The 25,867-nt window shown below is 38.1% G+C and carries 23 protein-coding genes and 1 pseudogene; 4 read left to right on the top strand and 20 right to left on the bottom strand.

Features of this window, described 5'->3' with window-relative positions; genetic code table 11:
• Nucleotides 1-29: 29 nt before the first annotated feature.
• On the bottom strand, nucleotides 30-1,361 hold the full coding sequence (locus tag J7E77_RS27000) for a hypothetical protein (protein ID WP_214718241.1): 1,332 nt from the start codon (nucleotides 1,359-1,361) through the stop codon (nucleotides 30-32).
• Between the two features lie 252 nt (nucleotides 1,362-1,613).
• A complete protein-coding gene (narI, locus tag J7E77_RS26995) occupies nucleotides 1,614-2,294 on the bottom strand; it encodes a respiratory nitrate reductase subunit gamma (protein WP_214718281.1) in 681 nt (226 codons plus the stop codon).
• A 250-nt stretch (nucleotides 2,295-2,544) separates the two neighbouring features.
• On the opposite strand from narI, the gene J7E77_RS26990 reads away from it, so the two are divergent.
• Nucleotides 2,545-3,000: a S1 domain-containing RNA-binding protein gene (locus J7E77_RS26990; protein ID WP_166259638.1), complete on the top strand. Its 456-nt coding sequence runs from the start codon at nucleotides 2,545-2,547 to the stop codon at nucleotides 2,998-3,000.
• Between the two features lie 141 nt (nucleotides 3,001-3,141).
• Here J7E77_RS26990 and cysI read toward each other — a convergent pair whose 3' ends face one another.
• The 13 genes and pseudogenes from cysI to J7E77_RS26925 all read right to left on the bottom strand — a co-directional run bounded on the left by cysI (nucleotide 3,142) and on the right by J7E77_RS26925 (nucleotide 18,480).
• Complete coding sequence (gene cysI, locus J7E77_RS26985) at nucleotides 3,142-4,860, bottom strand: assimilatory sulfite reductase (NADPH) hemoprotein subunit (protein ID WP_214718239.1); 1,719 nt, start codon at nucleotides 4,858-4,860, stop codon at nucleotides 3,142-3,144.
• 27 nt (nucleotides 4,861-4,887) lie between these two features.
• Nucleotides 4,888-6,708 carry an assimilatory sulfite reductase (NADPH) flavoprotein subunit gene (locus J7E77_RS26980; protein WP_214718237.1) on the bottom strand — a complete coding sequence of 607 codons (1,821 nt, stop codon included), beginning with the start codon at nucleotides 6,706-6,708 and terminating at the stop codon, nucleotides 4,888-4,890.
• 311 nt (nucleotides 6,709-7,019) lie between these two features.
• Nucleotides 7,020-8,165, bottom strand: a complete 1,146-nt coding sequence (gene ftsZ / locus J7E77_RS26975; RefSeq protein WP_214718235.1) for a cell division protein FtsZ — start codon at nucleotides 8,163-8,165, stop codon at nucleotides 7,020-7,022.
• Nucleotides 8,166-8,613: 448 nt separating this feature from the next.
• Nucleotides 8,614-9,117: a DinB family protein gene (locus tag J7E77_RS26970; RefSeq protein ID WP_214718233.1), complete on the bottom strand. Its 504-nt coding sequence runs from the start codon at nucleotides 9,115-9,117 to the stop codon at nucleotides 8,614-8,616.
• A 98-nt stretch (nucleotides 9,118-9,215) separates the two neighbouring features.
• Nucleotides 9,216-9,743 carry a hypoxanthine phosphoribosyltransferase gene (hpt, locus tag J7E77_RS26965; protein ID WP_214718231.1) on the bottom strand — a complete coding sequence of 176 codons (528 nt, stop codon included), beginning with the start codon at nucleotides 9,741-9,743 and terminating at the stop codon, nucleotides 9,216-9,218.
• Between the two features lie 79 nt (nucleotides 9,744-9,822).
• Nucleotides 9,823-12,425, bottom strand: a pseudogene (gene adhE, locus J7E77_RS26960) (bifunctional acetaldehyde-CoA/alcohol dehydrogenase).
• Between the two features lie 160 nt (nucleotides 12,426-12,585).
• Nucleotides 12,586-12,813, bottom strand: coding sequence for a hypothetical protein (locus J7E77_RS26955; protein ID WP_214718228.1), 228 nt, complete (start codon nucleotides 12,811-12,813; stop codon nucleotides 12,586-12,588).
• Nucleotides 12,814-13,114: 301 nt separating this feature from the next.
• Complete coding sequence (locus J7E77_RS26950) at nucleotides 13,115-13,771, bottom strand: DUF2238 domain-containing protein (protein ID WP_214718227.1); 657 nt, start codon at nucleotides 13,769-13,771, stop codon at nucleotides 13,115-13,117.
• A 417-nt stretch (nucleotides 13,772-14,188) separates the two neighbouring features.
• On the bottom strand, nucleotides 14,189-14,917 hold the full coding sequence (locus tag J7E77_RS26945; RefSeq protein WP_285290739.1) for an amino acid ABC transporter ATP-binding protein: 729 nt from the start codon (nucleotides 14,915-14,917) through the stop codon (nucleotides 14,189-14,191).
• On the bottom strand, nucleotides 14,914-15,558 hold the full coding sequence (locus tag J7E77_RS26940) for an amino acid ABC transporter permease (protein WP_214718225.1): 645 nt from the start codon (nucleotides 15,556-15,558) through the stop codon (nucleotides 14,914-14,916). The genes J7E77_RS26945 and J7E77_RS26940 overlap by 4 nt, the downstream gene beginning before the upstream one ends.
• Nucleotides 15,559-15,619: 61 nt before the next feature.
• Complete coding sequence (locus tag J7E77_RS26935; protein ID WP_214718223.1) at nucleotides 15,620-16,390, bottom strand: transporter substrate-binding domain-containing protein; 771 nt, start codon at nucleotides 16,388-16,390, stop codon at nucleotides 15,620-15,622.
• Nucleotides 16,391-16,774: 384 nt separating this feature from the next.
• Nucleotides 16,775-17,965, bottom strand: a complete 1,191-nt coding sequence (locus tag J7E77_RS26930) for a MalY/PatB family protein (RefSeq protein WP_214718221.1) — start codon at nucleotides 17,963-17,965, stop codon at nucleotides 16,775-16,777.
• A 203-nt stretch (nucleotides 17,966-18,168) separates the two neighbouring features.
• Nucleotides 18,169-18,480: a MerR family transcriptional regulator gene (locus tag J7E77_RS26925; RefSeq protein WP_088087928.1), complete on the bottom strand. Its 312-nt coding sequence runs from the start codon at nucleotides 18,478-18,480 to the stop codon at nucleotides 18,169-18,171.
• Between the two features lie 480 nt (nucleotides 18,481-18,960).
• Between J7E77_RS26925 and J7E77_RS26920 the strand changes: the two genes are divergently transcribed.
• The 3 genes from J7E77_RS26920 (at nucleotide 18,961) to J7E77_RS26910 (ending at nucleotide 22,070) form a co-directional block, all read left to right on the top strand.
• Entirely contained in the window at nucleotides 18,961-19,935 is a 975-nt protein-coding gene (locus J7E77_RS26920) for a 2-hydroxyacid dehydrogenase (protein ID WP_214718219.1), read from the top strand.
• A gap of 21 nt (nucleotides 19,936-19,956) precedes the next feature.
• Nucleotides 19,957-20,634 (top strand): YdeI/OmpD-associated family protein, encoded by a 678-nt coding sequence (locus J7E77_RS26915; protein ID WP_214718217.1) that lies wholly within the window; start codon nucleotides 19,957-19,959, stop codon nucleotides 20,632-20,634.
• A gap of 299 nt (nucleotides 20,635-20,933) precedes the next feature.
• Entirely contained in the window at nucleotides 20,934-22,070 is a 1,137-nt protein-coding gene (locus J7E77_RS26910) for a CAP domain-containing protein (protein WP_214718215.1), read from the top strand.
• A 115-nt stretch (nucleotides 22,071-22,185) separates the two neighbouring features.
• Here J7E77_RS26910 and J7E77_RS26905 read toward each other — a convergent pair whose 3' ends face one another.
• The 5 genes from J7E77_RS26905 to J7E77_RS26885 all read right to left on the bottom strand — a co-directional run bounded on the left by J7E77_RS26905 (nucleotide 22,186) and on the right by J7E77_RS26885 (nucleotide 25,803).
• Nucleotides 22,186-22,959: an NAD-dependent protein deacylase gene (locus J7E77_RS26905; RefSeq protein WP_214718213.1), complete on the bottom strand. Its 774-nt coding sequence runs from the start codon at nucleotides 22,957-22,959 to the stop codon at nucleotides 22,186-22,188.
• A gap of 442 nt (nucleotides 22,960-23,401) precedes the next feature.
• The gene (locus tag J7E77_RS26900; protein ID WP_214718211.1) at nucleotides 23,402-23,749 is read right to left on the bottom strand and encodes a 2Fe-2S iron-sulfur cluster-binding protein; all 348 of its coding nucleotides are present in this window, start codon (nucleotides 23,747-23,749) and stop codon (nucleotides 23,402-23,404) included.
• Nucleotides 23,750-23,933: 184 nt separating this feature from the next.
• The gene (locus tag J7E77_RS26895) at nucleotides 23,934-24,635 is read right to left on the bottom strand and encodes a GntR family transcriptional regulator (protein WP_214718210.1); all 702 of its coding nucleotides are present in this window, start codon (nucleotides 24,633-24,635) and stop codon (nucleotides 23,934-23,936) included.
• Between the two features lie 44 nt (nucleotides 24,636-24,679).
• Nucleotides 24,680-25,210: a chromate transporter gene (locus J7E77_RS26890; protein ID WP_214718209.1), complete on the bottom strand. Its 531-nt coding sequence runs from the start codon at nucleotides 25,208-25,210 to the stop codon at nucleotides 24,680-24,682.
• On the bottom strand, nucleotides 25,207-25,803 hold the full coding sequence (locus J7E77_RS26885) for a chromate transporter (RefSeq protein WP_214718275.1): 597 nt from the start codon (nucleotides 25,801-25,803) through the stop codon (nucleotides 25,207-25,209). The genes J7E77_RS26890 and J7E77_RS26885 overlap by 4 nt, the downstream gene beginning before the upstream one ends.
• Nucleotides 25,804-25,867 lie beyond the last annotated feature (64 nt).

Here is a 25,867-nt window from a genome sequence, read left to right as displayed (position 1 = left end):
ATGTGTGAAGGCTGTTTTTATAAAGCATCTTATCCAATAACGGAGATAATGGCAATTCCAATGAGTGCAACGAGCGTTAGATGAAGTCCATTGGAGCGGAGTCCCACCTGAAACCCAGAAATACCAGCAAACCGGCTCACCATTAAATTCAGACCTGAGAATGGGCTTAATGCTGTTGATATAGACCATGTCAGCAAAAGAAGCATCGCCAGGCCTATGTTACTCATTCCGAGCTCGGCCGGATTCAATTGCATTGCTAATGCACCTACTGCAGCAATTTGGTGGATTCCAATATAGGTAATGCAAAGAACAATTACCATGACAGCTAGTGCAAATAAGAGGAAGGATTGATGAGCTAGATCCGAAAGGAAGAGACTGATTCCATTAGCGACACTAGTCCCTTTCATCGCAAAAGCTAACATTCCTGCACTCATAAAAAGCATGATTTCATTGTTCATCATCGGTACCGTCCGGTCACGAAAGTCAACCAATGGAGGAATAATTTGTTTCTTATCTGCTGATAGAATCCCAAATAAAAGAGGGACAACAATTGAAACAAGACAAACAATCACGATCATCGACCAATGGGATAATGACTCGATTAATAAGCATGAACCCATTAGCAAGACCACGAAAAATACTAACTTCATTAATTGATTGCGGTGTGCATTTAATATAGGTACCATTGCTGACAACTCTTCTTTAACAGGGTGATGCTTCACCCAGATTGCAAACAAAATATTCCCGATCAATAAGGATAGTATGGATAAACCGATCCCATACAAAATATACTCTTTGAATGAAACATTCATGTAATGAAGCACAAGAGATACAGACGCAAAATAAGGTGACCACAACACCGCCGTTGAGAAGCCGACAAGATAACTTTTCGCTGACACCTCGGAAGGAAGCTTGAGTTCCTCCAAAAATTCATTTATGATTCTGACTGAGCCTAAACTTAAGATTGGGCTTAATAAAAAAAGCGTTCCAGTTATTCCAGCATACAACTTTTTCGGGTGATGTAATAAATTGCGTAATAGTATCGCAATCGATTCAAAGTAACCCCCGAGCCTTAATGGAATCGACAGAAGCGGTGCCAGAGTAATTAGGCTTAGCAATGGAAGAATTAAGAATATCCCATCACTGATTCCTTCAGCCCCAGTCCCTTTTCTCCATTCAATCATCACTCCAGCCGTCATCATAACAATACCGAGCCAGCGAGGAAAACGGTCTGCTTTTAAAGCACTCCCCAAGAAAGCAAGTAAAGATAGGACCACCACTACATATTGAAGCCAATGCAGTTCCACAAAATATTGAATCAAATATAATGCGCACATCCCCAGAATTAGATAACTTCGCATAAGACAACCTCTCCCTGGTGTAAAAGTGAAAAAGAGGAAACCCCCATTCGCTCATCTATCATCATGTATTTTTTTGTTTTTATCGTAATCCTATCAAAACCTTAATACAATCATTTTTTTCATCCAAACTCAAAAATCAAACCAAAAATCATGCCAATAAGCACTCAAAATTCCTGATTTAGACAAAAAAAAACAGCCAAAAAAATCAATGGCTGTTTTTTCTGTAGGTTCCTTATGGTGTCAGGCACTAATTCAGCTCTTATCATACCCATCACGTGAACGGTATTGCTGTGGAGCTCGTGTTGGATAACGTGCTGGAAAACTAAACATATGAACTAGCTGGGTAAACGGTATGGATGCAAATAAAAAGAATGACAAAATTACATGGACCTTAAAGAGGGTTGGTATCCCTAACATGAGCTCAGAAAGCGGCTGGAAAGTGAATATACTCCTAAACCACGGACCAATCGTTAATCGATACTCATAGGCTACCATTGTATAACTATAAATGAGGGTCATATAGGTGCCAAGGGCTGCAATTATGAGTAACAGAACAATCGTGAAATAATCTCCAAAGGTCGTATGTACGCGTACCTTCGGAAACGACAACTTCCGAATGATCATCACCACCAAGCCAATGACAACCATTAGTCCTGCGACCCCACCGCCTGCAATTGCACCAATATGGTACAGATGTTCACCAACGCCTAGTGCTTCATAGACCCCAATTGGAATCAAGACGCCCATTACATGTCCAATAAAGGCAAAAATAATCCCGTAATGGAAAAGGACGGAACCGAATCGCAACCACTTTTTTTCAAAAATTTCTGTTGACGGGGCATACCAGCTTTTCCCTCGAAAAATAAAGCGATAAAATGTCCCAACGATGAGAATGACACCGCATACCGCCTCATTAAGTGCTGCTTCGTGGATCGACGAATGTGCATCCGGTTTTCTTAAACTTGGTCCTGACAAAGTCACTTCACTCCTTTATTGTCGAATGATATCATTTAACTAAAAATGGAAATCATTATAATCTTTTCCACATAACACATCAATAAACTTTAGAAATTGAGGGTTATATAAAAAAAGATGTCAGGCACTTGATGAAAGAATTGATATTATACCCATCTATTTGTTATAATGAGGTGGTTGTAACATTATTGAGGAGGAACATTTTTTTATGTCAATCGAGGTAGGTACTAAGGTACAAGGTAAAGTAACAGGCATCACTAGTTTTGGGGCATTCGTAGAATTGCCTGGTGGCACAACAGGGTTAGTCCATATCAGTGAGGTAGCGGACAGCTATGTTAAAGACGTTAATGATCATCTTAAAGTTGGCGACCTAATTGAAGTAAAAGTAATTAGTGAGAAGGACGGAAAGACTGCCTTGTCCATCAAAAAAGCTATAGATAAGCCCGAAGGACAAACCTCGTCTTATTCCCAACGTCCACCACGTCAGGGAAGAGTAGATAGCCGTTCTAAAGATTTCCGTTCAAAAGGCGGCAGCAATTTTAAACCTAAAGAAAATTTTGAAGACAAAATGGCTAAATTTTTAAAGGCTAGTGAAGAGAACTTATCCACCTTAAAACGCAGCACTGAAACAAAACGGGGCGGCAGAGGCGGAAGACGCGGATAATTGTATCGTTTTTAATACATCATTATATAGCGAAAGGCAAACATGTATTTAGACATGTTTGCCTTTTTTATTTGCACATAAAAATTCCATTTGAGTTAAACGACAAAAAAGACAGGGATTTTCATTCCCTGTCTCTTTTGATTAATTGTGAAAATTGGTACCGTCAGTTGTAGCTTCGATCACACCGGCTCGAATCACAAAATCACCAAAGTGTTCGCCATCTTCCCGTTCTTTTGCATAGCGAGGGAGCAGCACTTGCAGTTCGTTTAAAATATCTTCTTCTCCAATGTTTTCACGGTACATTTTGCTTAGACGGCTGCCGTCATGGGCGGCACCAAGATACATATTGTATTTGCCTGGTGCTTTCCCGATAAAGCCAATTTCCCCAAGGGCATGACGAGCACAGCCATTCGGACAACCGGTCATACGGATGGTAATCTCTTTGTCGCTCAGACCGTTTTCTTCGACAATGGTTTCGATTTTACTGATTAAAGATGGTAAATACCGCTCTGCCTCCGCCATCGCCAAACCGCAGGTTGGAAGTGCAACGCATACCATTGAACTGCGGCGCAGCGCTGAAGCATGCTTGCCATCTGTTAAACCATATTGTTCAATCAAATCATCAATTTTTTTCTTTTTCTGGGTTGATACATTGGTTATAATTACGTTTTGATTTCCTGTTAAGTGGAAATCACCGGTATGAATTTTAGCGATTTCACGCAAGCCTGTCTTCAACTTGTAATCATCAGAGTCTGCGACACGGCCGCCTTCAATAAACAGTGTTAAATGCCATTTCCCATTTACGCCCTTTACCCAGCCATAGCGGTCACCATTATGGTCAAAATGGTAAGGCTTTGCTTCATCTAATGTCCAACCAAGTCGATGTTCCAATTCAGCCTTAACGGTTTCAAGGCCAAGTCTGTCTACAGTGTACTTGAAACGAGCATTTTTGCGGACAGAACGGTTACCGTAGTCCCGTTGAATCGTAATTGTTTTTTCAGCTATATCATACAATTGATCAGGTTTACAGAAGCCAATGACTTTAGCAAGCTGTGGATAGGTTGCTTTGTCGCCGTGCGACATCCCCATTCCGCCGCCAATCGCTACGTTGAAACCGATAAGCATATCATCTTCAACAATCGCAATAAATCCAAGATCCTGTGAAAAGACATCAATATCATTGCCAGGCGGAACAGCAATTCCAATTTTGAACTTCCGTGGCAAGTAAAGCGGTCCGTACATTGGTTCAACTTCGTCGATTTCCGGTGTTCCGGCTACTTTTTCTTCATCCAGCCATATTTCGTGGTACGCTCTTGTTCGCGGTAATAAATCATTGCTCAATTTTTTTGACCATTCATATACTTCTGCGTGAAGCTCCGATTGGTATGGATTAGAAGTACACATGACATTTCTGTTCACGTCTCCGCAAGCTGCAATCGTATCCATCAGCGCGTTATGAATCCCCTGAATGGTACTCTTCATATTCCATTTTAAAATCCCATGCATTTGGAATGTTTCTCGAGTAGTCAGTTTTAATGTGCCATTCCCATATTTATCTGCAAGCTCATCCATAACAAGCCATTGATCCGGTGAGGCAACCCCACCAGGCAAACGGACACGCAGCATAAATTGGTAGGCAGGTTCTAATTTCTGTTTTTGACGTTCATTTCGGAGGTCCCGGTCATCCTGCAAGTAACTACCGTGATGTTTCATCAGACGGTTATCATCATCCGGTATACCTGCGCTAATCCGATCGAGCATTACTTCTTTAAGAGTTCCGCGCAAATAATTACTTCTTTCTTTTATACCTTCTACATCACTTGGCGGGCCATCCGGCGCTTTTAAAATTTGATTTACCATGTTGTTAAAACTCCTTTCCATCCCAAATCAGTATACATCACGCTGATAACGTTTTTGCTGCTGCATCTCGGCTAAATATTCTTGGGCTAATTCACGGCTCAAACCGCCTTCTTTTTCAATAATCTCAAGTAAAGTGTTATGAACATCATGTGCCATGTGTTTTTCGTCACCGCAAATATAGAGGTGAGCACCTTCTTGAAGCCACTCAAATACCTCTTGACTATGTTCTAACATGCGGTGCTGCACATATACTTTTTGATCCGTGTCTCGTGAAAATGCAACATCCATTTTCGTCAGCACGCCATTTTCCAGCCACTTTTGCCATTCTGTTTGATAAAGAAAATCCGTCACGAAATGCTGGTCTCCAAAGAACATCCAAGATTTACCTGTTGCTCCGGTTTCTTCACGTTCTTGCATAAAGGAACGAAACGGTGCTGCACCTGTCCCCGGACCTACCATGATAATTGGGGCATCTGCGTTCTTTGGCAGCTTAAAGTTTTCGTTATGTTGAATATACACTGGCACTGTTTCGCCTGGCTGCAGACGTTCCGCAGCTAGAATGGAACATACACCCTTTCGCTCACGTCCATGTGCCTCATAGCGGACCGCACCGATCGTCAAATGGACTTCATCAGGATTTGCAGATAAACTGCTCGCGATTGAATATAGACGGGACGGCATCTTTCGAAGGATTGAGACAAACTCTTGAGCTGAGCCAATCCATGGTGTAAAGTCCCGAACCAAATCAAGCAAATCGCGTCCATCAATGTACGTTTTTAATTGATCTTCATTCCCTGCTGATAGAAGTTCCTGTATTTTCTCATTGGCAGAAAGTGATGCTGCCTTCTCAAGAAGCGGTTTGGTTAATGTTGTTATTTCAAAGTGTGAAAGGAGCGCGTCGTTAAGTGAAAGCACCTCACCCTTTTTATTGACTGTCACCTTCTGTTCCGGATCCCAGTTCATTTCGTCTAGCAGTAATTTAACAAGGGCGGGATCATTTTCCGGATAAATACCAAGACTATCCCCTGGTTCAAAGGTAAGTCCAGAACCTTCGAGTGATAACTCGAGGTGACGTGTTTCTTTATTCGAGCCGCGGCCGTTCAAATTTATATTTTCAAGTACTTCTGCTTTAAACGGATTGGTTCTTGAATACGTTGATTCAACTAGTTGTGATGCTAATTCTTGTTCAGGAATTGGACTGACGCCCACGGCTTCATTTAGGCTGATAAGGACACCTGCCAGCCATTCAGCTGCTGGCTCATCATAATCAAGGTCACAGTCAAAGCGGGGATATAGCCTTGTTCCTCCAAGTTCCCCCAGCCGGGCATCAAAGTCTTTTCCCGTTTGACAGAAAAACTCATATGAGCTGTCTCCAAGCGCCAATACGGCGAAGCGGAGATTATCAAGCTTCGGAGCCCGCTTTCCTATTAGAAATTCATGAAATGACAGCGCGTTATCAGGGGGCGTGCCTTCTCCATGAGTACTTGTGACAATCAGCAGGTTTTGGATCTTCTTTAAATTGTTTGGTTTAAAATCGCTCATTGACTGAATCGTTACTTGAAAGCCTTCTCCCTCAAGCTTTTTGCCCGCCTTCTTAGCAAGGCCCTGAGCGTTACCTGTTTGTGAACCAAAAAGGATGGTCACATCTTTTGAAATAGTTGGGGCGGTGTTCCCTGCAGGACCATCTGCCACCTGAATATTTCCTGAAACCGGAACCGAAGCAAATTGGGCTGCTGCCAAAAAACCGCTCAGCCAGACTTTTTGTGATTCTGTCAAGGTAGGCAGAATGCGGTTGAGGAGCTCTGCCTGCTCCTGATTAAAAGGACTGTTCAATACTTGAAGTTGCACCAAAATCCACCTCACAAAGGATTATTAACTTACAGTGATCATTTATTTATCATGACTAGTTTCAACAATCTTACAATACATACTTTTCAGTCAAAAAATGATTAATATAATAATAGTTTTACTATTCCTATAAGTCAAGTCGGTTTTAACGATTTAAACGATTAAAATCAGATTATTTCTTATTTTTATTAAAATATTTTATTGAATATTGCCATATTTATAACAATGGCGCAAGGTAGGAGTCCACAGGGACATCATCTAATTTAGGCTGTTGTCCTATGCACTACTCATTGCGCCGGATGAAGGAAATGCTATCGATTCCTTTTGTTTCGGTTACGCAAAAACGTCGGAATGTCGAGCGAATCCTCTGATTCCTGCCCATATTGATCGTTACCATGAATTGGTTCTTCATGTCTCACTTGCTCACGTCGGGTTGGGGCATTTATTTTTGATTTTGATTGACCTTCCATTTGTGAATGGGTGGATGGTTTGGTTCGTGCCTGTTTATCAACAAAACCAGTTGCAATCACCGTGATCATAATTTCATTTTTAAAATTTTCATTAATAATTGAACCAAAAATCATATTTAGTTCCTTATCTGCTGCAGAAGCCACAAGGTCGGCTGCCTCTTGCACCTCATAAAGACTTAAATCTTTACCACCTGTGATGTTCATGAGTATCCCTTGAGCTCCGTCAATCGATGTTTCTAATAATGGACTAGAAATAGCTTTTTTTGCTGCTTCAACCGCGCGTCCATCCCCTTTTGCAACCCCTATGCCCATTAAGGCTGTCCCTTGATTACTCATGATTGTCTTAACATCTGCAAAATCCAGATTAATTAAACCTGGGACAGCAATTAAATCCGAAATACCTTGAACCCCCTGGCGAAGGACATTATCCGCCTCCCGGAACGCTTCAATCATCGGTGTTCTTTTGTCAACAATTTGCAATAATCGATCGTTAGGAACAATAATTAAGGTGTCAACCGCTTCCCTCATTAATTCAATACCGTTTGCTGCATTTTGCGCACGTTTACGTCCCTCAAATCCAAACGGACGAGTAACGACACCGATAGTCAATGCACCAAGTTCGCGTGAAATTTCAGCAATCGCTGGAGCAGCACCGGTTCCCGTACCACCACCCATTCCGGCGGTAACGAACACCATGTCTGCTCCTTTTAATACATCTTCCAACTGCCTTCTGCTTTCTTCAACTGCTTTCCTGCCTACTTCTGGATTTGCACCTGCCCCTAATCCTCTTGTCAATTGTGCACCAATTTGCATTTTTATCTCAGCTTTTGATAGGTTAAGAGCTTGTGCATCAGTATTCACTGCAATAAATTCGACCCCTTGAACTCCACCTTCAATCATACGATTGACAGCATTATTCCCTCCGCCGCCAACACCAATTACTTTAATTCTTGCAACTTGATCTATATTCATGTCAAAATCCCACATATTCTTCCTCCTCATCATGCGTTTATTAATTGCCTCACTATTCAAAAAAATGATCGTAGACTTATGATCTAATTGAAGATTTTAATGATCTAGTAGTAGAGATTGTTGAATGATTAACTTTACAACTAATCTTTTTGAGTATGTATAATTTTTGCTTATTGATATTTTACCAAAATAATGGAGGATTTAATATAGAAAGGTGACACTTGATTTAGATTATTTTGTAGAAAAATGTAGAAATATTTTACATAAATGCAAAATTAATAAAACGTGCAGATAAAGTAGTTCTTTTGATATACAACCAACGATATATAAAGAGAAACACGTTAATAGGATAGCAATATCAAATATATATTAGTTTGCTAGCACTATGATACATCGTACTAGCACGTTAGGCATAAAAATAGCACACCTTTGTTAGGTGTGCATGAGAGTCTAGTATGTACATTTATAGTGCTGGAGCTTCCATCCCCATTTGACTCCATTCGTTTCTTGATGGGCCATACACTCCAGGGACATTTAATCCAGCTTGGCGCATTAAGACTGTCATTTGTCCGCGGTGATGAATGATGTGTTTGATTAAAAGAGAAAGTGTTACTGCTTTTTGCATATCCATCCCGAAGACATTTTTCATTTCTTTTAAGGATGCATCTGTCCACTGCTTCTTGACAGCGTCTATAGTGTCTTCATTAACCTTGCGAAAGGTGTCCGCTATTTCTTTTGCCGAGGACGGAACCGTACTTGAGTTTTCAACATTTTCAACCGTAACTCCGAACTCGTTAAGCATTTCAGGTGTACTCGTTACGACATGCCATGCGATTCTCCCTAACGTACGATCATCTGGGGACACCGCTTGTTGAAGTGAACCATCTGTCAGAGCATCCAAAACCTTTTGCGTAGAAGCCGCTTCTTGATTCCAATCCTCAATAAATTCCGATATTGAAGTATACATTATTCATTCCTCCATCATTCAACAGTTTTACAGTAAAAAGTATATCATTGATTAATTCGATAGCAAAATTTCCCACACCAAAAAAGTTTTCCGAATCCCTAACACTCCTCAACAGTGAAGATATGAGGTAAATTTCTATACTTTTGGGCATAGTCAATCCCATAGCCGACAATGAACTCATCTGGGATTACAAAGCCGACATAATCCACAGGTAACTCGACTTTTCTTCTTTCGGGCTTGTCTAACAATGTACAAATTTTAATTTGCTTTGGCTTGTGTGATTTTAAATGACCTCGTAAGAATTGTAATGTCAGGCCGCTGTCGATAATATCTTCAACCACGAGGACATTCTGATTGGTAATATTCTCATCAAGATCCTTCAATAACCTTACTTTCCCTGTTGACTCGGTTTCATCTCCATAGCTGGAAACCGAGATGAAATCAATTTTTATTTCCCCCTTCATCTCACGAATCAAATCTGCAGCAAAAACAAACGACCCCTTCAGGACAAAGATGAGGATAATTGCTTCCTTATTAAAATCACTTTCAATTTGCTCGGCTAATTGTTTCACTCTGTCTTTAATCTCTGTCTCGGAAATCATCACATCTTTAATTCTGTACCCCACAAAATACACCCTCTTCTTAAAAAATAAAATGCCAATACGAAAAACCAATTAGTTTGATTTTTCGTATTGGCAATGATTATTATACCCCTTTATAGGCTTGGCGGTAAATTTCAGCCAATTCTGTTACTAATGGAAGCTTAGGGTTTGCAGTGGTACATTGGTCTTCGAAGGCCCGGTCTGCTAAATAGTCAACCTTGCTTTCAAACTCGATTTTATTTATATTATTTGCTTCAAGGCTCATTGGAACTTCAAGTTCCTTCGCCAATTTAATAATGGCTTGAACGAGGCTCTCTACACCTTCCTCATTAGTACTAGCAGGTAAACCTAGTATTCTAGCAATTTCAGCATATCGTTTGTCAGCTTTGAAATGATCATACTTCGGAAAGGCTGTGAATTTCTTCGGTTTAGTCGCATTATAGCGAATCACATGCGGCATAAGCACAGCATTTGCCCGTCCGTGTGCGATATGGAATTCCGCTCCCAGCTTATGTGCAAGACTATGATTAATGCCTAAGAATGCATTTGCAAAGGCCATGCCGGCAATGGTTGAAGCATTATGGACCTTTTCGCGAGCTTCTTCATCCTGACCGTTTTTGTAGGCTCTAGGCAGGTATTCAAATACAAGCTGGATTGCTTTTATTGCAAGGCCATCCGTGAAATCATTGGCCATACAGGATACAAATGCTTCAATCGCATGTGTCAACACGTCCAATCCCGTATCAGCAGTAATATGTTTAGGTACCGTCATCACAAACTGCGGATCGATAATTGCTACGTCAGGAGTCAATTCATAATCTGCGAGCGGATATTTAATATTAGCCTCTTTATCAGTAATCACCGAGAATGACGTAACCTCCGAGCCTGTTCCAGAGGTGGTAGGAATGGCCACAAATTGTGCCCTTTGGCCGAGATTCGGATATTTAACAATTCGTTTTCGAATATCTAAGAATTTTTGTTTCAAGCCAAAGAATTCTGTATCTGGATGTTCATAGAACAGCCACATTCCTTTGGCCGCATCCATGGCAGAGCCACCGCCAAGCGCAATGATAACATCTGGCTGGAAGTTAGCCATCATTTCTGCACCTTTCATCACTGTTTCAATCGATGGGTCTGGTTCAACCTCTGAGAAAATTTCGCAGTGAACATAATCTTGACGCTTTCTTAAATAGTAAAGGACTTTATCCACATATCCTAATTTCACCATTCCAGGTCGGTGACAATAAATGCTTTCGAAATTTTCGGCATTTTCGCAAGATATTGAGTTGAATTTTTCTCGAAATAAATTTTAGATGGAACTTTAAACCATTGCATATTAATATTCCTTTTCGCTACTTTTTTAATATTAATTAAGTGAATAGTACCCACATTTGTAGAGACAGAATTCCCACCATACGTTCCACATCCGAGGGTTAAGGACGGCATATAGGCATTGTAGATATCACCGATCGCACCTTGTGATGATGGAGCATTGACAATAATGCGTCCCGCTCTCATCCGCAGTCCAAACTTCTTAATCACTGTTTGATCAGTGGTATGAATAACAGCTGAATGACCTAGCCCGCCGAACTCCAGCATTTCTTCGGCCCGTTTTAATCCTTCCTCAAGACCACTTACCTTGTAACAAGCAAGCACTGGGCTCAATTTTTCCCTTGAAAGTGGGTATCCTGGTCCGACACCTTTTAATTCTGCGATAAGGATCTTTGTATTATCAGGAACCTTTACTCCTGCTAACTGTGCAATCTTTGAAGCAGCCATCCCAACAATTACTGGATTAACAGCACAGGATTGCTCATTAATAACTAATTTATCAACCTTCGCTTTTTCTTCTTCATTTAAAAAATAACAATTATTTGCTATCATTTCTTGTTTTACAACGTCGTATATTTCTTTATCAATAATGACTGCTTGTTCGGAAGCGCAAATCATTCCATTATCAAACGTTTTTGATAAAATTAAGTCATTAACTGCCTGATGAAGATTGGCTGTTTTTTCAATATAACAAGGGACATTTCCTGGCCCAACTCCGAGTGCTGGCTTACCTGAACTGTAAGCAGATTTAACCATCCCCGCACCGCCAGTGGCAAGAATTAATGATATTTTTGAGTGGTTCATTAGGGCTTGTGTTGCTTCAAGCGACGGTGTTTCAATCCATTGGATGCAATTTTCTGGCGCACCCGCCTTGATTGCTGCATCTCTGAGCACCCTTGCCGCTTCACTACTGCATTTCTGTGCTGATGGATGGAAGGCAAAAATGATTGGATTTCTTGTTTTTATCGAAATGAGTGCTTTAAACATGGTTGTCGATGTTGGGTTGGTTACTGGTGTTACTCCGGCAATAACCCCAACCGGTTCCGCAATTTCAATCATTCCTTCATGTTCATTTTCGTTAATGATACCAACGGTTTTATCATACTTGATATTATGATAGACATATTCAGTAGCAAACATGTTTTTGATGATTTTATCTTCGTACACGCCTCTTCCTGTTTCTTCAACGGCTAGCTTTGCAAGTGGCATATGCTGATCAAGACCAGCCAAGGCCATTTCTTTAACAACATTATTAATCATTTCTTGGTCGAAGCTTCGGAATTCTTTCAATGCTTTTAGACCGTTTTCCACCAAAACATTAACTATTTTTGTTACGGTTTGCTTTTCTTTAACTGCCTTTTCTACTACTGCCATCGTAATACCTCCATTTGATTAAGTGTTTGTGAAGTTTTTCGCAAGTATTTTTAAAAAATAATACACAATCAAGCTGGTATTTTCTCTGAATGTCATGAATCGTAATGTTTGTGAAAAATTTCACATTTTTGATTAAAAATAATAACACTCTACTTGATTTTTACTCACAAACTGGATTGCGTGGAATCTTTTCAAATAAAATGTCAGTTAGAACCTTCGAATACTTTTTAACAATAACCACGTAATTTACGGTCCAGATATAGGCGGGGATTTCTTCATTTTCTTTAAAATACATTGCCTCAAATTCATCCTCAACTGTTTCTTCAAATACTTCTAGGGTATAAGTTTCAGAATCTGTAGAGAAGGTTTTCCATTCACATACCATCATGTCTTATCACTCCTTGATTGTTTATGGATTTATCATAACATGTATTTTGAATAACGGTTTGTGAAGTGTTGAACAAAGTGTGAATTGTGATTAATTTCACTAAAAATAGTACTATATCCTTAGATATCAATGGTTATGAATGATAATTTTGGCATGTATTTGGTGAAATACTATATTATCTGAAAACGGTTACATCTATTTTATTATATCGGAATAATATTAAATAAATGAAGTTATCGATTGTATATGTACGGTTATTGAAAACGAACAGTTAGTGACTGTAACATTATTTGAAAGAGGGTTACGGTCTGATCCCTCTTTCTTTCTTATATTTCATTCCCTTAATTTTTTCTAATAGTCTGTTATGTACTTTTGATAAGATGAGTAACGCGAGGATAGAACCAATAAAGGTTAACAACATATCCCACTGTGCGTCCCAAATATCACCTTGTGCTCCTAAAAACTCAGTGGAAGTCTTTCTGTTCTTTGTTAATTTAGTCGATAACCATTCGATAATTTCATACATAGCTCCAATTGCGAGTGAAAAACTTAATATCACAGAAATTAACCAAGGACCTTTTTTAGTCACTCTTTTTCGGATTAATATTTCTCTTATTACAATGGCAAACAATCCTTTTAAGAAATGCCCAAAGCGATCATAGTGGTTTCGGTTTAATTCAAAATAATCTTTTATCCAAGTAAAAAGTGGAACCTTTGCGTAAGTATAATGACCACCAATGAAGGTAAGAATCGAAAGAATGGCAATTATGATATAGGATAGCGTAGTAAGACGAAACTTATTATAGGTAATAAGTACAATCATACATATCACAATGGCAGGAAGTACTTCCATCGCCCATATTAAATATCCTGCTGGCTTATAGATTGACCAAATAAAAACGGCAATTACAAACAAGATAAGTAGTACATGAAAGTAAGCACTTTTATCTCTTATCACTTAACTCACTCCTAATGATATTACAGTTGTAAAGTTAAAAACTAACTAACTTGCTCTCCGGTGCAAAGGTAAAAGATAACTGTTATAGGTTGTCCATCCATTCTTTTATTAAACAACATAGCTTTTTAAATTTCTGTTCAAAATGAATATCAAAAGCGGTAGGTTTTAAATCAATGGAGTTATCTAGGAGTAGAACGAAATAGGAATATATAAATTGAAGGTGTTTTTCTAACATCACTGGTATCCTCTCCAACAAGGACCACTAATATAGTAAATAAAAAAAGCCATCAAATACTAGATTCGTTCTTACTCTAGTATTTAATGGCTTATATATGCTACGCCTCAATTTAAAAAAATGTATTAACAGGTAATTTGCAAACATGTTTTCCTTATTCAAGTAGGAAACCATGTTATAGTTTAAAGTACCTTGCTTAAAAACGCCTTGGTTCTTTCATGCTGAGGGTTACTGAATAACTCATTCGGTTCATTTTCTTCAACAATGTAGCCTCCGTCCATGAAGATGACCCGATCGCCGACTTCCCTGGCAAAACCCATTTCATGAGTAACAACAACCATTGTCATACCTTCTAGTGCCAGCTGTTTCATTACTTCTAAAACATCACCAACCATTTCAGGGTCAAGTGCGGATGTCGGCTCGTCAAATAGCATAATTTTTGGATTCATGGCGAGTGCCCTTGCAATCGCAACCCGTTGTTTTTGCCCCCCAGATAGTTCCCCTGGAAAGCTATTGGCTTTTTCTCTTAGACCCACTTTATCTAATAGATCAAATGCCAATTTTTCAGCAGCTGCTTTATCTATAGAGTGAATTTTAATAGGTCCCATGGTGATGTTCTCTAATACACTTTTATGAGGAAACAGATTAAATTGCTGAAACACCATTCCTACTTCTTGTCTTACTTTGTTAATATTGATTTTTGGGTCTGTTATATCCTGTCCGTTTATGACTACCTCTCCGCCTGAAATGTCTTCAAGGCGATTTAAGCATCGAAGGAACGTACTTTTACCTGAGCCAGATGGACCAATAACACAAACTACCTCTTTTTCTTTAACTTCTGCATTGATATCTTTTAATACCTCAACATTACCGAACGATTTTCGTAAGTTTTTAACTGTGATCATGCTCATCTAAGTTGAATCCTCCTTTCGATGAAATTAGCAAGCATGGTTAATAAATAAATAATAATAAAGTAAATGATACCTACAGCCAGCCAAATCTTAAATGCTTCGAAGGTGGCAGAAGCTTGAATTTGTCCTTGCTGTGTTAAATCTGCAATCCCAATTACAGATAAAAGTGACGTATCCTTTAAACTGATAATGGATTGGTTTGTAATCGTAGGAAGCATTCTTCTAAAGGCCTGAGGAAGCACCACATATCGCATGGTTTGTGCGCCTGTAAAACCGATCGATCTTGCTGCTTCTGTTTGTCCTTTATCAATTGATTGAATTCCCGCTCTGATAATCTCAGCAAAATATGCACCCGCATTAATGGCAACAGTGATGATCCCAGCAGTAGTGCTATTTAGGGACACCACTTGTAGAGAATTTACACCGAAATAAATAAAAAACAATTGCACAATAAATGGTGTTCCACGAATGGCATCAACATAAACCTTAGCAATCCAGTTCAAAATCTTGATCGGAGCTAAACGAAATAACGCTATTACTAAACCCATTAAAAAACCTAGAATAATGGCGATTACAAATATATATATGGTCACTTGAAGACCTTTTAATAACATTGGCAGTGCTGCAGAAATAATATCCATCCTGTTCATCCCCTTTCAAAAAGAAAGCGCGCATTAAGCGCGCTTAATCATTTCGTATCCTCTATTCACCTAGATACGTTTTAATAATTTTATCATACGTACCATCTTTCTTTAACTCAGCAAGACCATTGTTAATTTTTTTCAAAAGATCTGCGTTTTGTCCTTTTAGAACAGCAATTCCATATTGATCTCCATTTAAGCGATCACCAACGATTTTTAATCCAAGGTCTTTTTGAGCAATTGCATAAGAAATTACAGGATAATCTTCAATAAGTGCATCTGCATTTCCGTTAGATACTTCTTGGAACATGGCAGGACTATCATTAAATTGAACAACAGTAATTCCTAATTTTGCAGCATTATCTTGTGCATATTTTGCACCGGTTGTACCTTTTTTAACAGCAATTTTTTTGCCTTTAAGATTTTCGACTGATTTAATACTCGTATTATCTTTTTTAACAACGACTGTTAAGCCTGCATCAAAATATGGTGTTGAGAAATCTACTACCTTTTTTCTTTCATCCGTAATGCTCATTCCTGCAATGGCCACATCTAGCTGATTTGCTTGCATTGCTGGGATGATACCACCGAAATCCATTGGAGAAAGTTCGATTTTAAAGTCTTGGTTTTTCGCAATTGCATTGATTAACTCAATATCAATTCCCTTATAATCGTTTCCTTCTTTAAATTCAAACGGCGGATAAGTTGTATCAACACCAACTTTATATACTTTTCCACCTTTTTCTTGCTCGTCTGCTGTGTCTTTGCTTCCACAAGCAGCGATAAAGATTGAAAGGATTAATAACAAACTTAATAGACCTAACTTTTTCATTTCATTCTCCCCTTAATTTTCAGATTGTTCTCACTTGCTGAATATAGCAAATTTACTTATTTAATATATCACATATAGTTAACTGAAAAAAGGGATTAAACTATATGAATATACAAAAAAATTTAATAATACACATAATATAATAATATTGATGTTTATGATTTATTGAAATAATAGAGATTTGGATTAAAAAATCAATATTATTAATACTTTTATTTTATCCATACTTTAAGAATGCATTCATTAAAGGAAAAATTTACTTTTCATTTTTTAATCAATTTATATTTCAATATTAAATACCCTAAACTTTTCCTCACTTTTTATCCACAAGACAAAACCACTTGGAATATAGATACCAAGTGGTTTTGGTTATAATTTCACCTATTAATTGACATCCTCGAATTCTCTTGCAATCCTTTCAAATGCTTCCTGGATTAATGGACGAGGGGACGGGATACAAATTCTTTGCCATTGTAACCCTTCTTTACCAAACATCTTCCCATCTTCCAGTAGAACATTTGCTTTATTATAAATCCGATTGTGGACTTCTTCTGGAGTTAGTCCATACTCACTAAAATCCAGCCACATGATATAGGTTCCCTCTGGGATTCTTACCTTAACTTTCGGCATTTTCGCCGCTAAGAATTGGACTGCCCATTCCATTGTCCCATCGATATATTCCTTTAATTGTTCTAACCAATCTTCGCCCTCATTGTATACGGCGATCAGTGCAGAAACGGTAAAAGGTGAGGGTAAATGCATCCCCATAACAGTATTAAAGGTTTTTCTAAGTTCAGGATTTGAGATGATTACATTTGTACAATGAAGCCCAGCAACATTGAATGTTTTATTGATGGCAGTAAAAGTAATAATACGATCACTATGGTCGCTAGCTTTTGCAATCGGAATAAATGTTTGATTACGTCGTACTAAATCTCCATGAATTTCGTCAGCAACGATAAGGACATCATTTTTCGCACAAATATCGGCTAATTTCCTTAGTTCTTCCCGAGTAAACACTCTGCCGGTTGGATTATGGGGGTTACATAGGATGAACATTTTCGTCGTTTCTTCTTTTGCCTTCGCTTCAAAATCCTCGAAATCGATTTGATAATAGCCTTCGCTATTCGCTTTAAGTGCATTATTCCGAACTTTTCGTCCGTTGGCTTCAATTGCCGAAGTAAACGGAGGATAAACCGGTCGTTGGATAATGATGCCATCTCCTGGATTGGATAATGCTTTAACAGCAACATTTAAAGCATGAACGGTTCCTGGGCTAAAGCTAATTTCTTCCTGCGGAATATCCCAATCATGTCTCTTTTTAAACCAATGCTGGATGGCTTCAAAATACTCTTTTGGAAAGATGGTATATCCGAAAATCCGGTGATCGACCGTCTTATGTAAGGCATCTACTAACGGCTGAGGCACTGGTAAATCCATATCAGCTGTAAACAACGGAATCGTCTCATCGTCATATCGTTCCGTCAGACCAATCTGTTTAATTAAATCCCCGCCATCCCATTTGATTGAATAGGTTCCTCTTCGGTTGACAATTTCATCAAAATTATATTTCATTTACATCCACCTTTCATTTTTCATTCCTGCGAATGATTCACATGTAAAAATTTATTGATTACTCCAATTATAACGATTAATAGAAATGATTAAAAATTTGGAAAGCTAAATTTTTCAAAAATGTCGGCGATGACACTAAAAAAAAGAGCAGGCCCAGTATATGAACCTCGCTCTTTAATGCGCGTTAATCTTCCAAAACCTCGTTATTTTATTGGTCCGTTCCGATTAAAATGGGAATTGATTTGACCTATAATCATCTTATGTTTTTCCCGTTTCGCTAAATCCCTGCGAATTTCAAGTGTTTGTACTCCTTCTTCTATTTTTTCCGCAATTTCAATCAGTCTTTCAATATCCGCAAATGAATACTTACGGGTCCCATTTGGGGTCCTATCTGGAAAAATTAGCTTCCGCGTTTCATAATAATGAATTTGTCTGCTTGAAAGACCTGTTAATTCTGTCACAATTCCTATGGTGATAACCTTTTGATCACGATAGGATGGATTTTCGTTTCCCAAGATACCACCTCCTATTTTGTTTTAGTTTATTTGAAAAAATATGAATTTTAAAACAATTATCATGTTATATATTCTAACATAAGATGTAATATACTGAAACAAGAAATTCCTTTCTTACAAAAATTTCATTTTCAAGCTAACGCTACTATTATCTAAAAAAAGATTTAGTCTAAAAATGTAAGCGAATTCAACATTGCACTTATTTAACACGGTAAAATCGTATAAAATTAGATTTGATAATTATGATTAGATTATTAAATATTTTGGTGAACGCTTACACAAATAGAACCTTTTTGATATACTAATATAATCTTGATTCATCAAAAAAATTGAAAACTTTCAACTGACTTGTCGTGATTCCCATGGTTTTTTTATCAATTTTCGATTCCAATTATTTTCTGAATTGTTGACTCTTTAAAAATTCTATGTCACTTTAAAAATATATTCTTACTTACAGCTACAAAAGGAGAACTCATAACGATGAAAAGAAAAATACTTGCCTATAATTTTGAATTCTCTGAAACCCTGGTTCGTTTAAGAGATAATTTTGACGTTGCAATTTTTGAAAGAATAAATCCCAAAACAGACCCGGCTTTTTTACAGGCTCTTAAGCAAGCTGTGGGTATTGTCGGTCTTGCCCTTCCAGTCGACAAAGAATTACTGGATCTTGCCCCAAATTTAAAAATTGTATCTAATAACTCAACTGGATTTAATAACCTTTCCATTGATGAGATGACAAAACACGGTGTTATGGGAACAAATACACCCGGTGTACTTGAAGATACTACCGCTGATGCGATTTTCGGGATTCTTCTTGCGGCGGCTAGACGTATCCCTGAATTGGACCAGTTCGTGAAGGTCGGAAATTGGAAGCAGCATTTAACTAGAAATGAATATGCCATTGATGTTCATCATAAAACCTTAGGAATTATTGGGATGGGAAAAATCGGGTCATTAATTGCGAAACGCGGGCATTTAGGCTTTGATATGAATATCCTGTACCATAATCGCACTCGCAATCTGGAGGCTGAGGAAAAATATCACGCTGTCTACACAGAGCTTGACCGCTTACTTATGGAAAGTGATTTTGTTTGTTTAATGACACCGCTCACACCTGAAACAGAAAATTTAATGGGGCCACGGGAATTTAAATTGATGAAAAAGTCTGCTATTTTCGTGAATGGTTCCCGCGGAAAAACAGTCGATGAAAAGGCACTAATTGAAGCATTAACAACGAACGAGATTCACGGAGCGGCATTAGACGTATTCCAAAGCGAGCCAGTCAATGCGGACCATCCACTTCTCCAGTTTCCAAATGTAGTGACAACCCCGCATATTGGGTCTTCTACTTTCGAAACAGAATTTAAAATGGCCAAGCTTGCGGTGGAGAATTTACTAGCAGGACTGACGGGAAAACGCCCAAGGAACCTGATTAATCCCGAAGTACTGAATTAATATTACGAAGGAGTTAAACACATGAATTCACCGAAAAGTGTTGTTGAAAAACTAAATTTGAATAAATATCCACGGAAGCTTGTTCTGCAGAAACCGGAAGATTTGGATGACTTTCATGAATTAGACTATGACTCATCTATTAATAACGATAAATATGATCTTATATTTATGTTCGTTTTTAGTTTAGAGGAATTTTCGTGGCAACTTCAATCGGTAATTGCAAACCAATTACTCGAGAAAAATGGTTATGTGTACTTTGCCTATCCAAAGAAGAATAATCCAAAATATAAAGAATACATTGAACGCGACAGCTTGTTAAACGTAGTTGCTATGGATGATGAGGGATATACGCTTGACAGTGATATAAAGTTTTCTAGAATGGTCAGTCTAAACGATGTTTTTACAGTGGTGGGCTTAAAGTCTGCCCCAAAAAAGACAAAAAAGGCTGACAGCAGTAAATCTAGCCAATGTGTGGATGACTATATTGTCCATGTGGAGGATATTAAACAGTACTTAAACAAAAATGAGGATCTATTGGGAGCCTATAGTCAATTAACTTTTGGATATCAAAAGGATTGGGCCCGTTATGTCTATAGTGCGAAAAGAAAAGAAACTCAAGATAAGCGTTTGTTAGAAATGGAGACGGTTCTTGGAGAAGGTTATAAATCAATGGAATTATATCGAAGGAAGCAGAAATAGTCAGTGGATGTAATTTCAAATGATCCCGTCTATCTAATTAGATAGACGGGATTTTTTTATTAAGAGGGCAAGAGCAAATTTTATCACAAGTAAGCAGAAGGGTGTCTAAATTTTTTATACAATCAGCTCCTATCAGTTCTATTCCCCACTTTCTTCCTATATTACTTATTAATACCATCCAAATATTATGACATAGCCATCATTTTTCTAAAAAAACCTAAATATCATTCCCCCCAAGCATATTACTTATACATTTTATCTAGATTGGGTACAATTCTAATAGAAATGGAGGAAATATCATGGTTCGTTTACTTGCGATTATCTCATTTATACTTTTATTTTATTTTTCATTGCCAGTTATTGATAAACAGATGGGGAAAAAAGATATAGAAAAAAAGATTGATTCTGTTCAATCTGAAATGAATATAAAAGATAGCTCAGCAGTATTAGAAACACTTAATAGTTTTTATGAAAAGGTTCAACAATTAGTTGGGCAGCTTGGCTTTCAGGCAGGAGAAAATCCTCTCACTAAACAACAGCCCCAACCACAAAAAGAAAAAGTAGAATTAAATATCCCTACGAACCAAGTATTTTCAGTAAATAATATTGAACTCGGTAATCTAAAAGAAGATATTGATCATAATTTAGGCAAGGCAAATCGGTCATCTCTTAATGAATATGGGACGAATTGGTATGCCTATCACGAAGATTACCACGATTTTTTTATGGTCATGTATGATGAAAACAACAAAGTGGCAGGATTATATACAAACCAAGATTTGATTGCATCCACTAAAGGAATCAAACTCGGAAGTTCCAAGATAGATGTTCGCGCAAAACTAGGTGAACCGATCACCAACATCCAAAAAGGATTGACAGTTTATCAATTACAGGAAAATAGTGACTATGATGTGTTCTTGCTTGAGGGAACTTACGTAACCATCTTTTATGATAAACATGAAAATAATACGGTAACTGCGATACAACTAATCAGTAAGGACTTTGAGCAAAAGAAAACAGGCTTTTACACCAAAGCCAATTCAGCGTTAAAAGAAGGCTTTGAATATCAATTATTCGATTTGACCAATGCTGCACGGGTCAATCATCAGCTTACAGTTCTAACATGGGATGAGCATGTTAGAGGAACAGCCCGTAAACATAGCACCGATATGGCGGTCCATCAGTATTTCGATCACACCAATCTGAAAGGACAATCACCGTTTGACCGGATGAAAGAGGATGATATCAGTTTTCATATGGCTGGGGAAAACCTTGCCTATGGGCAATTTAGCAGCATCTTCGCCCATGAAGGTTTAATGAACTCCCTCGGACATCGTGAAAATATTTTGCGGGAGGGTTACGAGTTTTTAGGGGTGGGAGTAGCTTTTAATGACGAATCGCAGCCCTACTATACAGAAAACTTTTTTGCGAAGTAATACGGCCAAGGGGTTATTATTCAGAACACTAAAAAATCCACAAAACCCCATGTTTTGTGGATTTTACTTTTACGATGGAAAAACGAGGAACATCTTATAAAGTTATTGTACGGTTTCAGTTTCCTACTTTTTGATCCAATAAGGTCAAGGTTTTCCCGATAGACTCTTGAATAACATATGTATTCCTTTCAGTATCATAAGGGGTTTCTCCTATATTAATAATAATTAGTGGAATGCCTTTCCTTCTGTATTGGGGGAAAGTGGAGAATGGCGTTACTTTAAGACTCGTTCCTAATACCAACACACAATCCGCCACATCTATCATATGTAAAATCGCATCAAATCCCTCCACAGTAAACCACTTGCCTGTATCACCGAACAAAACGACATCCGGTTTTATAAAACGTTCTCTTTTATCGCTGGTATCACAATGGTCACAGATATAGAATTCATCGATGGTATCGAGACGATTTTCCATCTTTTCTGTCGAATAGCTTTTACCGCAATGCAAGCAAGTTGCTGTTTTTATGGTTCCATGGAATTCTATGACTTTCTTACTGCCCGCTTTTTGATGAAGTCCATCAATATTTTGGGTAATGATATGAGAAACCTTCCCATCTTTTTCCCACTTCGCCAAAATCCTGTGCCCTAAATTCGGCACAGCATCCGGATGGTAAAGATTTTCGAATGCAAATTGATAAAACTCCCTTGGATTTCGATAAAAATAATCCAAGGAAAGGATATATTCCGGCGCAAGTTGATAAACCCCAGACCTTGAACGAAAGTCTTTTATGCCAGATTCTGTACTAATCCCCGCTCCAGTTAGCACAACGATGTTTTTTGCATTTTTAATGACGCTTGTACAGGTTTCAATCAGTTTGTTTTCCATCGATTCCTTCTCCTTTAAATACGCTGTTAGGGCAACAATAATACTACTTAGTTTATAGAAAAAAACCAATTCCTAGTCACATGTCAAGTATAGTATTTACAAATCAGGATTTATATCATAAAAAAACTGCCCCAAGTTAAACTAATGGGACAGCCTTTATAAATGGTGCCTGTCCCTCACTACTTTACAACTTAAAGCACTCGAGGTAGGCCATAATAGATGCTATGCAAATGCACGTAATTTTTTATTTTTTTTCAAATGCAAAGGTTTATGAGTGTAATAGATTTTTGCTAGTGCATGATTATCACAAAGTGAACATTTAATTTGATAAGAAGCTTTGCTAATATGGGGAGTTTCTAAGAAGGATAATATTTCTTTCATATGTTTATCACAGGCCCACATGATCTCACCCCGAATTCATATTTTTCTTTAACTAAGCTTACTAAATGGTAGAGACTTCTTTCTGGAGTTTATCAGGCTTTCTTTTCTTCACTACTTCTGTGAATGCATCATCCCAAGAAATTGAAATATCTCCGTTTGTCACAAATGTTTGACACCCAAGGCGATACCCTTCATTTAACCACTCTTCACCTAATTTTCTTCTTTCCTGTACCTTAACTTTATCTAGGAATTCAGCGCCGTCCTCCGCCTTAAATACGCAGCTGCCGCAAATTCCTCCGCCACATCGGTTTGGGAGTTCTCCATCGTAACGAAGGGACATCCTCAAAATATTCGAATCCTCTGGTACCTCTAATTGTTTATTGCTGTTAATGAAATTTATTTTTGGCATGCCTCGTATCCTCCCTAAAATTAATCTTCTTGGTATACAATATACCATATTTATAATTTTCAGACAATACAAATATTTTAAATCTTTTCATTTTAAAAAAAGATAAATATAAAACCACATCGAGTAGACGGTGTGGTCATTTATATAGAGGATATCTCGCTACGAGAACTTTCATTGGTATTTTTCAAGTGGACATCAATTTTTCTTTTTTATACAGCTTTTCTTTAATATTTTCAATATAAGTGATATACGCTTTTTTCGAGTTTTCAATATGAATTCTCATTAAATACTCTGCCATTTCCGCTTCTTTATCACGCAAAGCTTTCATAATATCAATATGTTCCCCTAGTGATTCTTTTCTTCTGCCTGGTGTCTCATATCCCATATTTGCAGCCATATGTATATAGTCAATCAGACCAGAGAGAATCTCAAACAATTTGGGGCTTTTCGATGCCTTATTAATCAGACGATTCATTTGTATATGTTCAAGATTAAAGTTTTCTTCGGCTTGATCTCTTAACAACATCAGTTCTTCGATCTTTTGATCCAATTCTAGTTGCGTTTCTCTATCCATCCGCCCCGCAGCTAATTTAACGGCCAAAACTTCTAAAGAGGAAAGAATTGTAAATACCTCGATGACTTCACTCTCGGAAATATTGGAGACGACGACACCTTTTCGGGGAACCGTTTTTACAAAGCCTTGGGATTCCAATCGGAACAAAGCCTCCCGAATCGGTGTCCGGCTGATGCCTAATTTCCCGGCAAGTTCTCTTTCAATTAAACGATCGCCCGCTTTTAATTCTCCCTCCAAAATCATTTCCTTTAAATAAATATATGCATGCTCTCGAATCGATAAAAGATTGTTTTCCTCCCATCTTATGTCCATAAATTCCACCCGCTTATTTTATTATTATTTTCTAACATTCATTTTTACGAAAGAAAAACTCCACCATAGATCAAGCAGCAAACAATTAACAGGGATGGATGCATTTTTACTCTAATCAATGCAAAATAACTAACCACAGCCAAAAAGACTAAATGAAAAACACCACTATTCTCATAAGCTGTTAAAAAGAATTGATAGGCCATCACAGCAAGTAAAATCGCAATAATCGGCTGCACAGACTTTGTCATAAGCGCTACTTTTGGAGAACCTTTAAATAGATTCACAAACTTAAATAACAAAATGACAGCAAGAGCGGAAGGAAGAATCGTAGCAATAAGCGCTATAATCGCACCAAGAATCCCCCCCACTTCATAACCAATATAACCGCCCATTTTGGTGGCAATCGGTCCTGGCAAGGCATTCCCAATCGCCAATACATCCCCAAACTCGGATAAACTCATCCAATGGTAATTGTTGACCACTTCATTTTGTATTAATGGAATGGTTGCAGGGCCGCCGCCGTATCCCAATAAATTAGCAATAAAAAACGCCCAAAAGATATGCAAATAGATCATGAACTTTTTTCCTTTCTCTGAAGAAGCAACTCAGCTGAAGCTTTTGCCGCTTTTTCTTTTCGATCCGCAATGAAATAGGCAGTGATGAGAAATACCGCAATCAAGATGCCGGGATGCCAATCAAGAAACTGGACAAATATTAAAGAAACGACCGATAGTGAGAGCATAATCGGAAAACCTAATCCTTTACGGCCATTTTGGAAAAAACGATAGGCCATCTCCAAGAGCATAAATCCGATCACAGGTGTAACCCCTTGAACCATCCCACTGACAATTGGTGATTCTTTAAACCTATAAAGCACACCCAATAAAGCGATCATGGCAATAATTGATGGTAAAATGTGAGTAAGAATAGCCACGGTCGCACCTAAATACCCCTTCACTTTATAACCAATATACGCCGCCATTTTGGTGGCAATCGGTCCTGGCAAGGTATTGGCTAATGCCAGGATTTCGACAAATTCCTGTTCGTTCATCCATTTGTATTTTTTAACAGCTTCAAATTCAATCAGCGGTATCGTCGAGGGTCCGCCCCCATAACCGGTCACACCGGTGCGGGCAAATCCAATAGCTAACTCAACATATGCTTTCAGTTGACTCTCCCCCTTTTTATACCAATATAACATTCTGTCGCATATTTTAATAGAACCGAAGATT

Source organism: Bacillus sp. ISL-77 (assembly GCF_018613105.1).
Note: the sequence above shows the minus strand (reverse complement) of the source record. Positions and strands in the feature narration are given on the sequence as shown.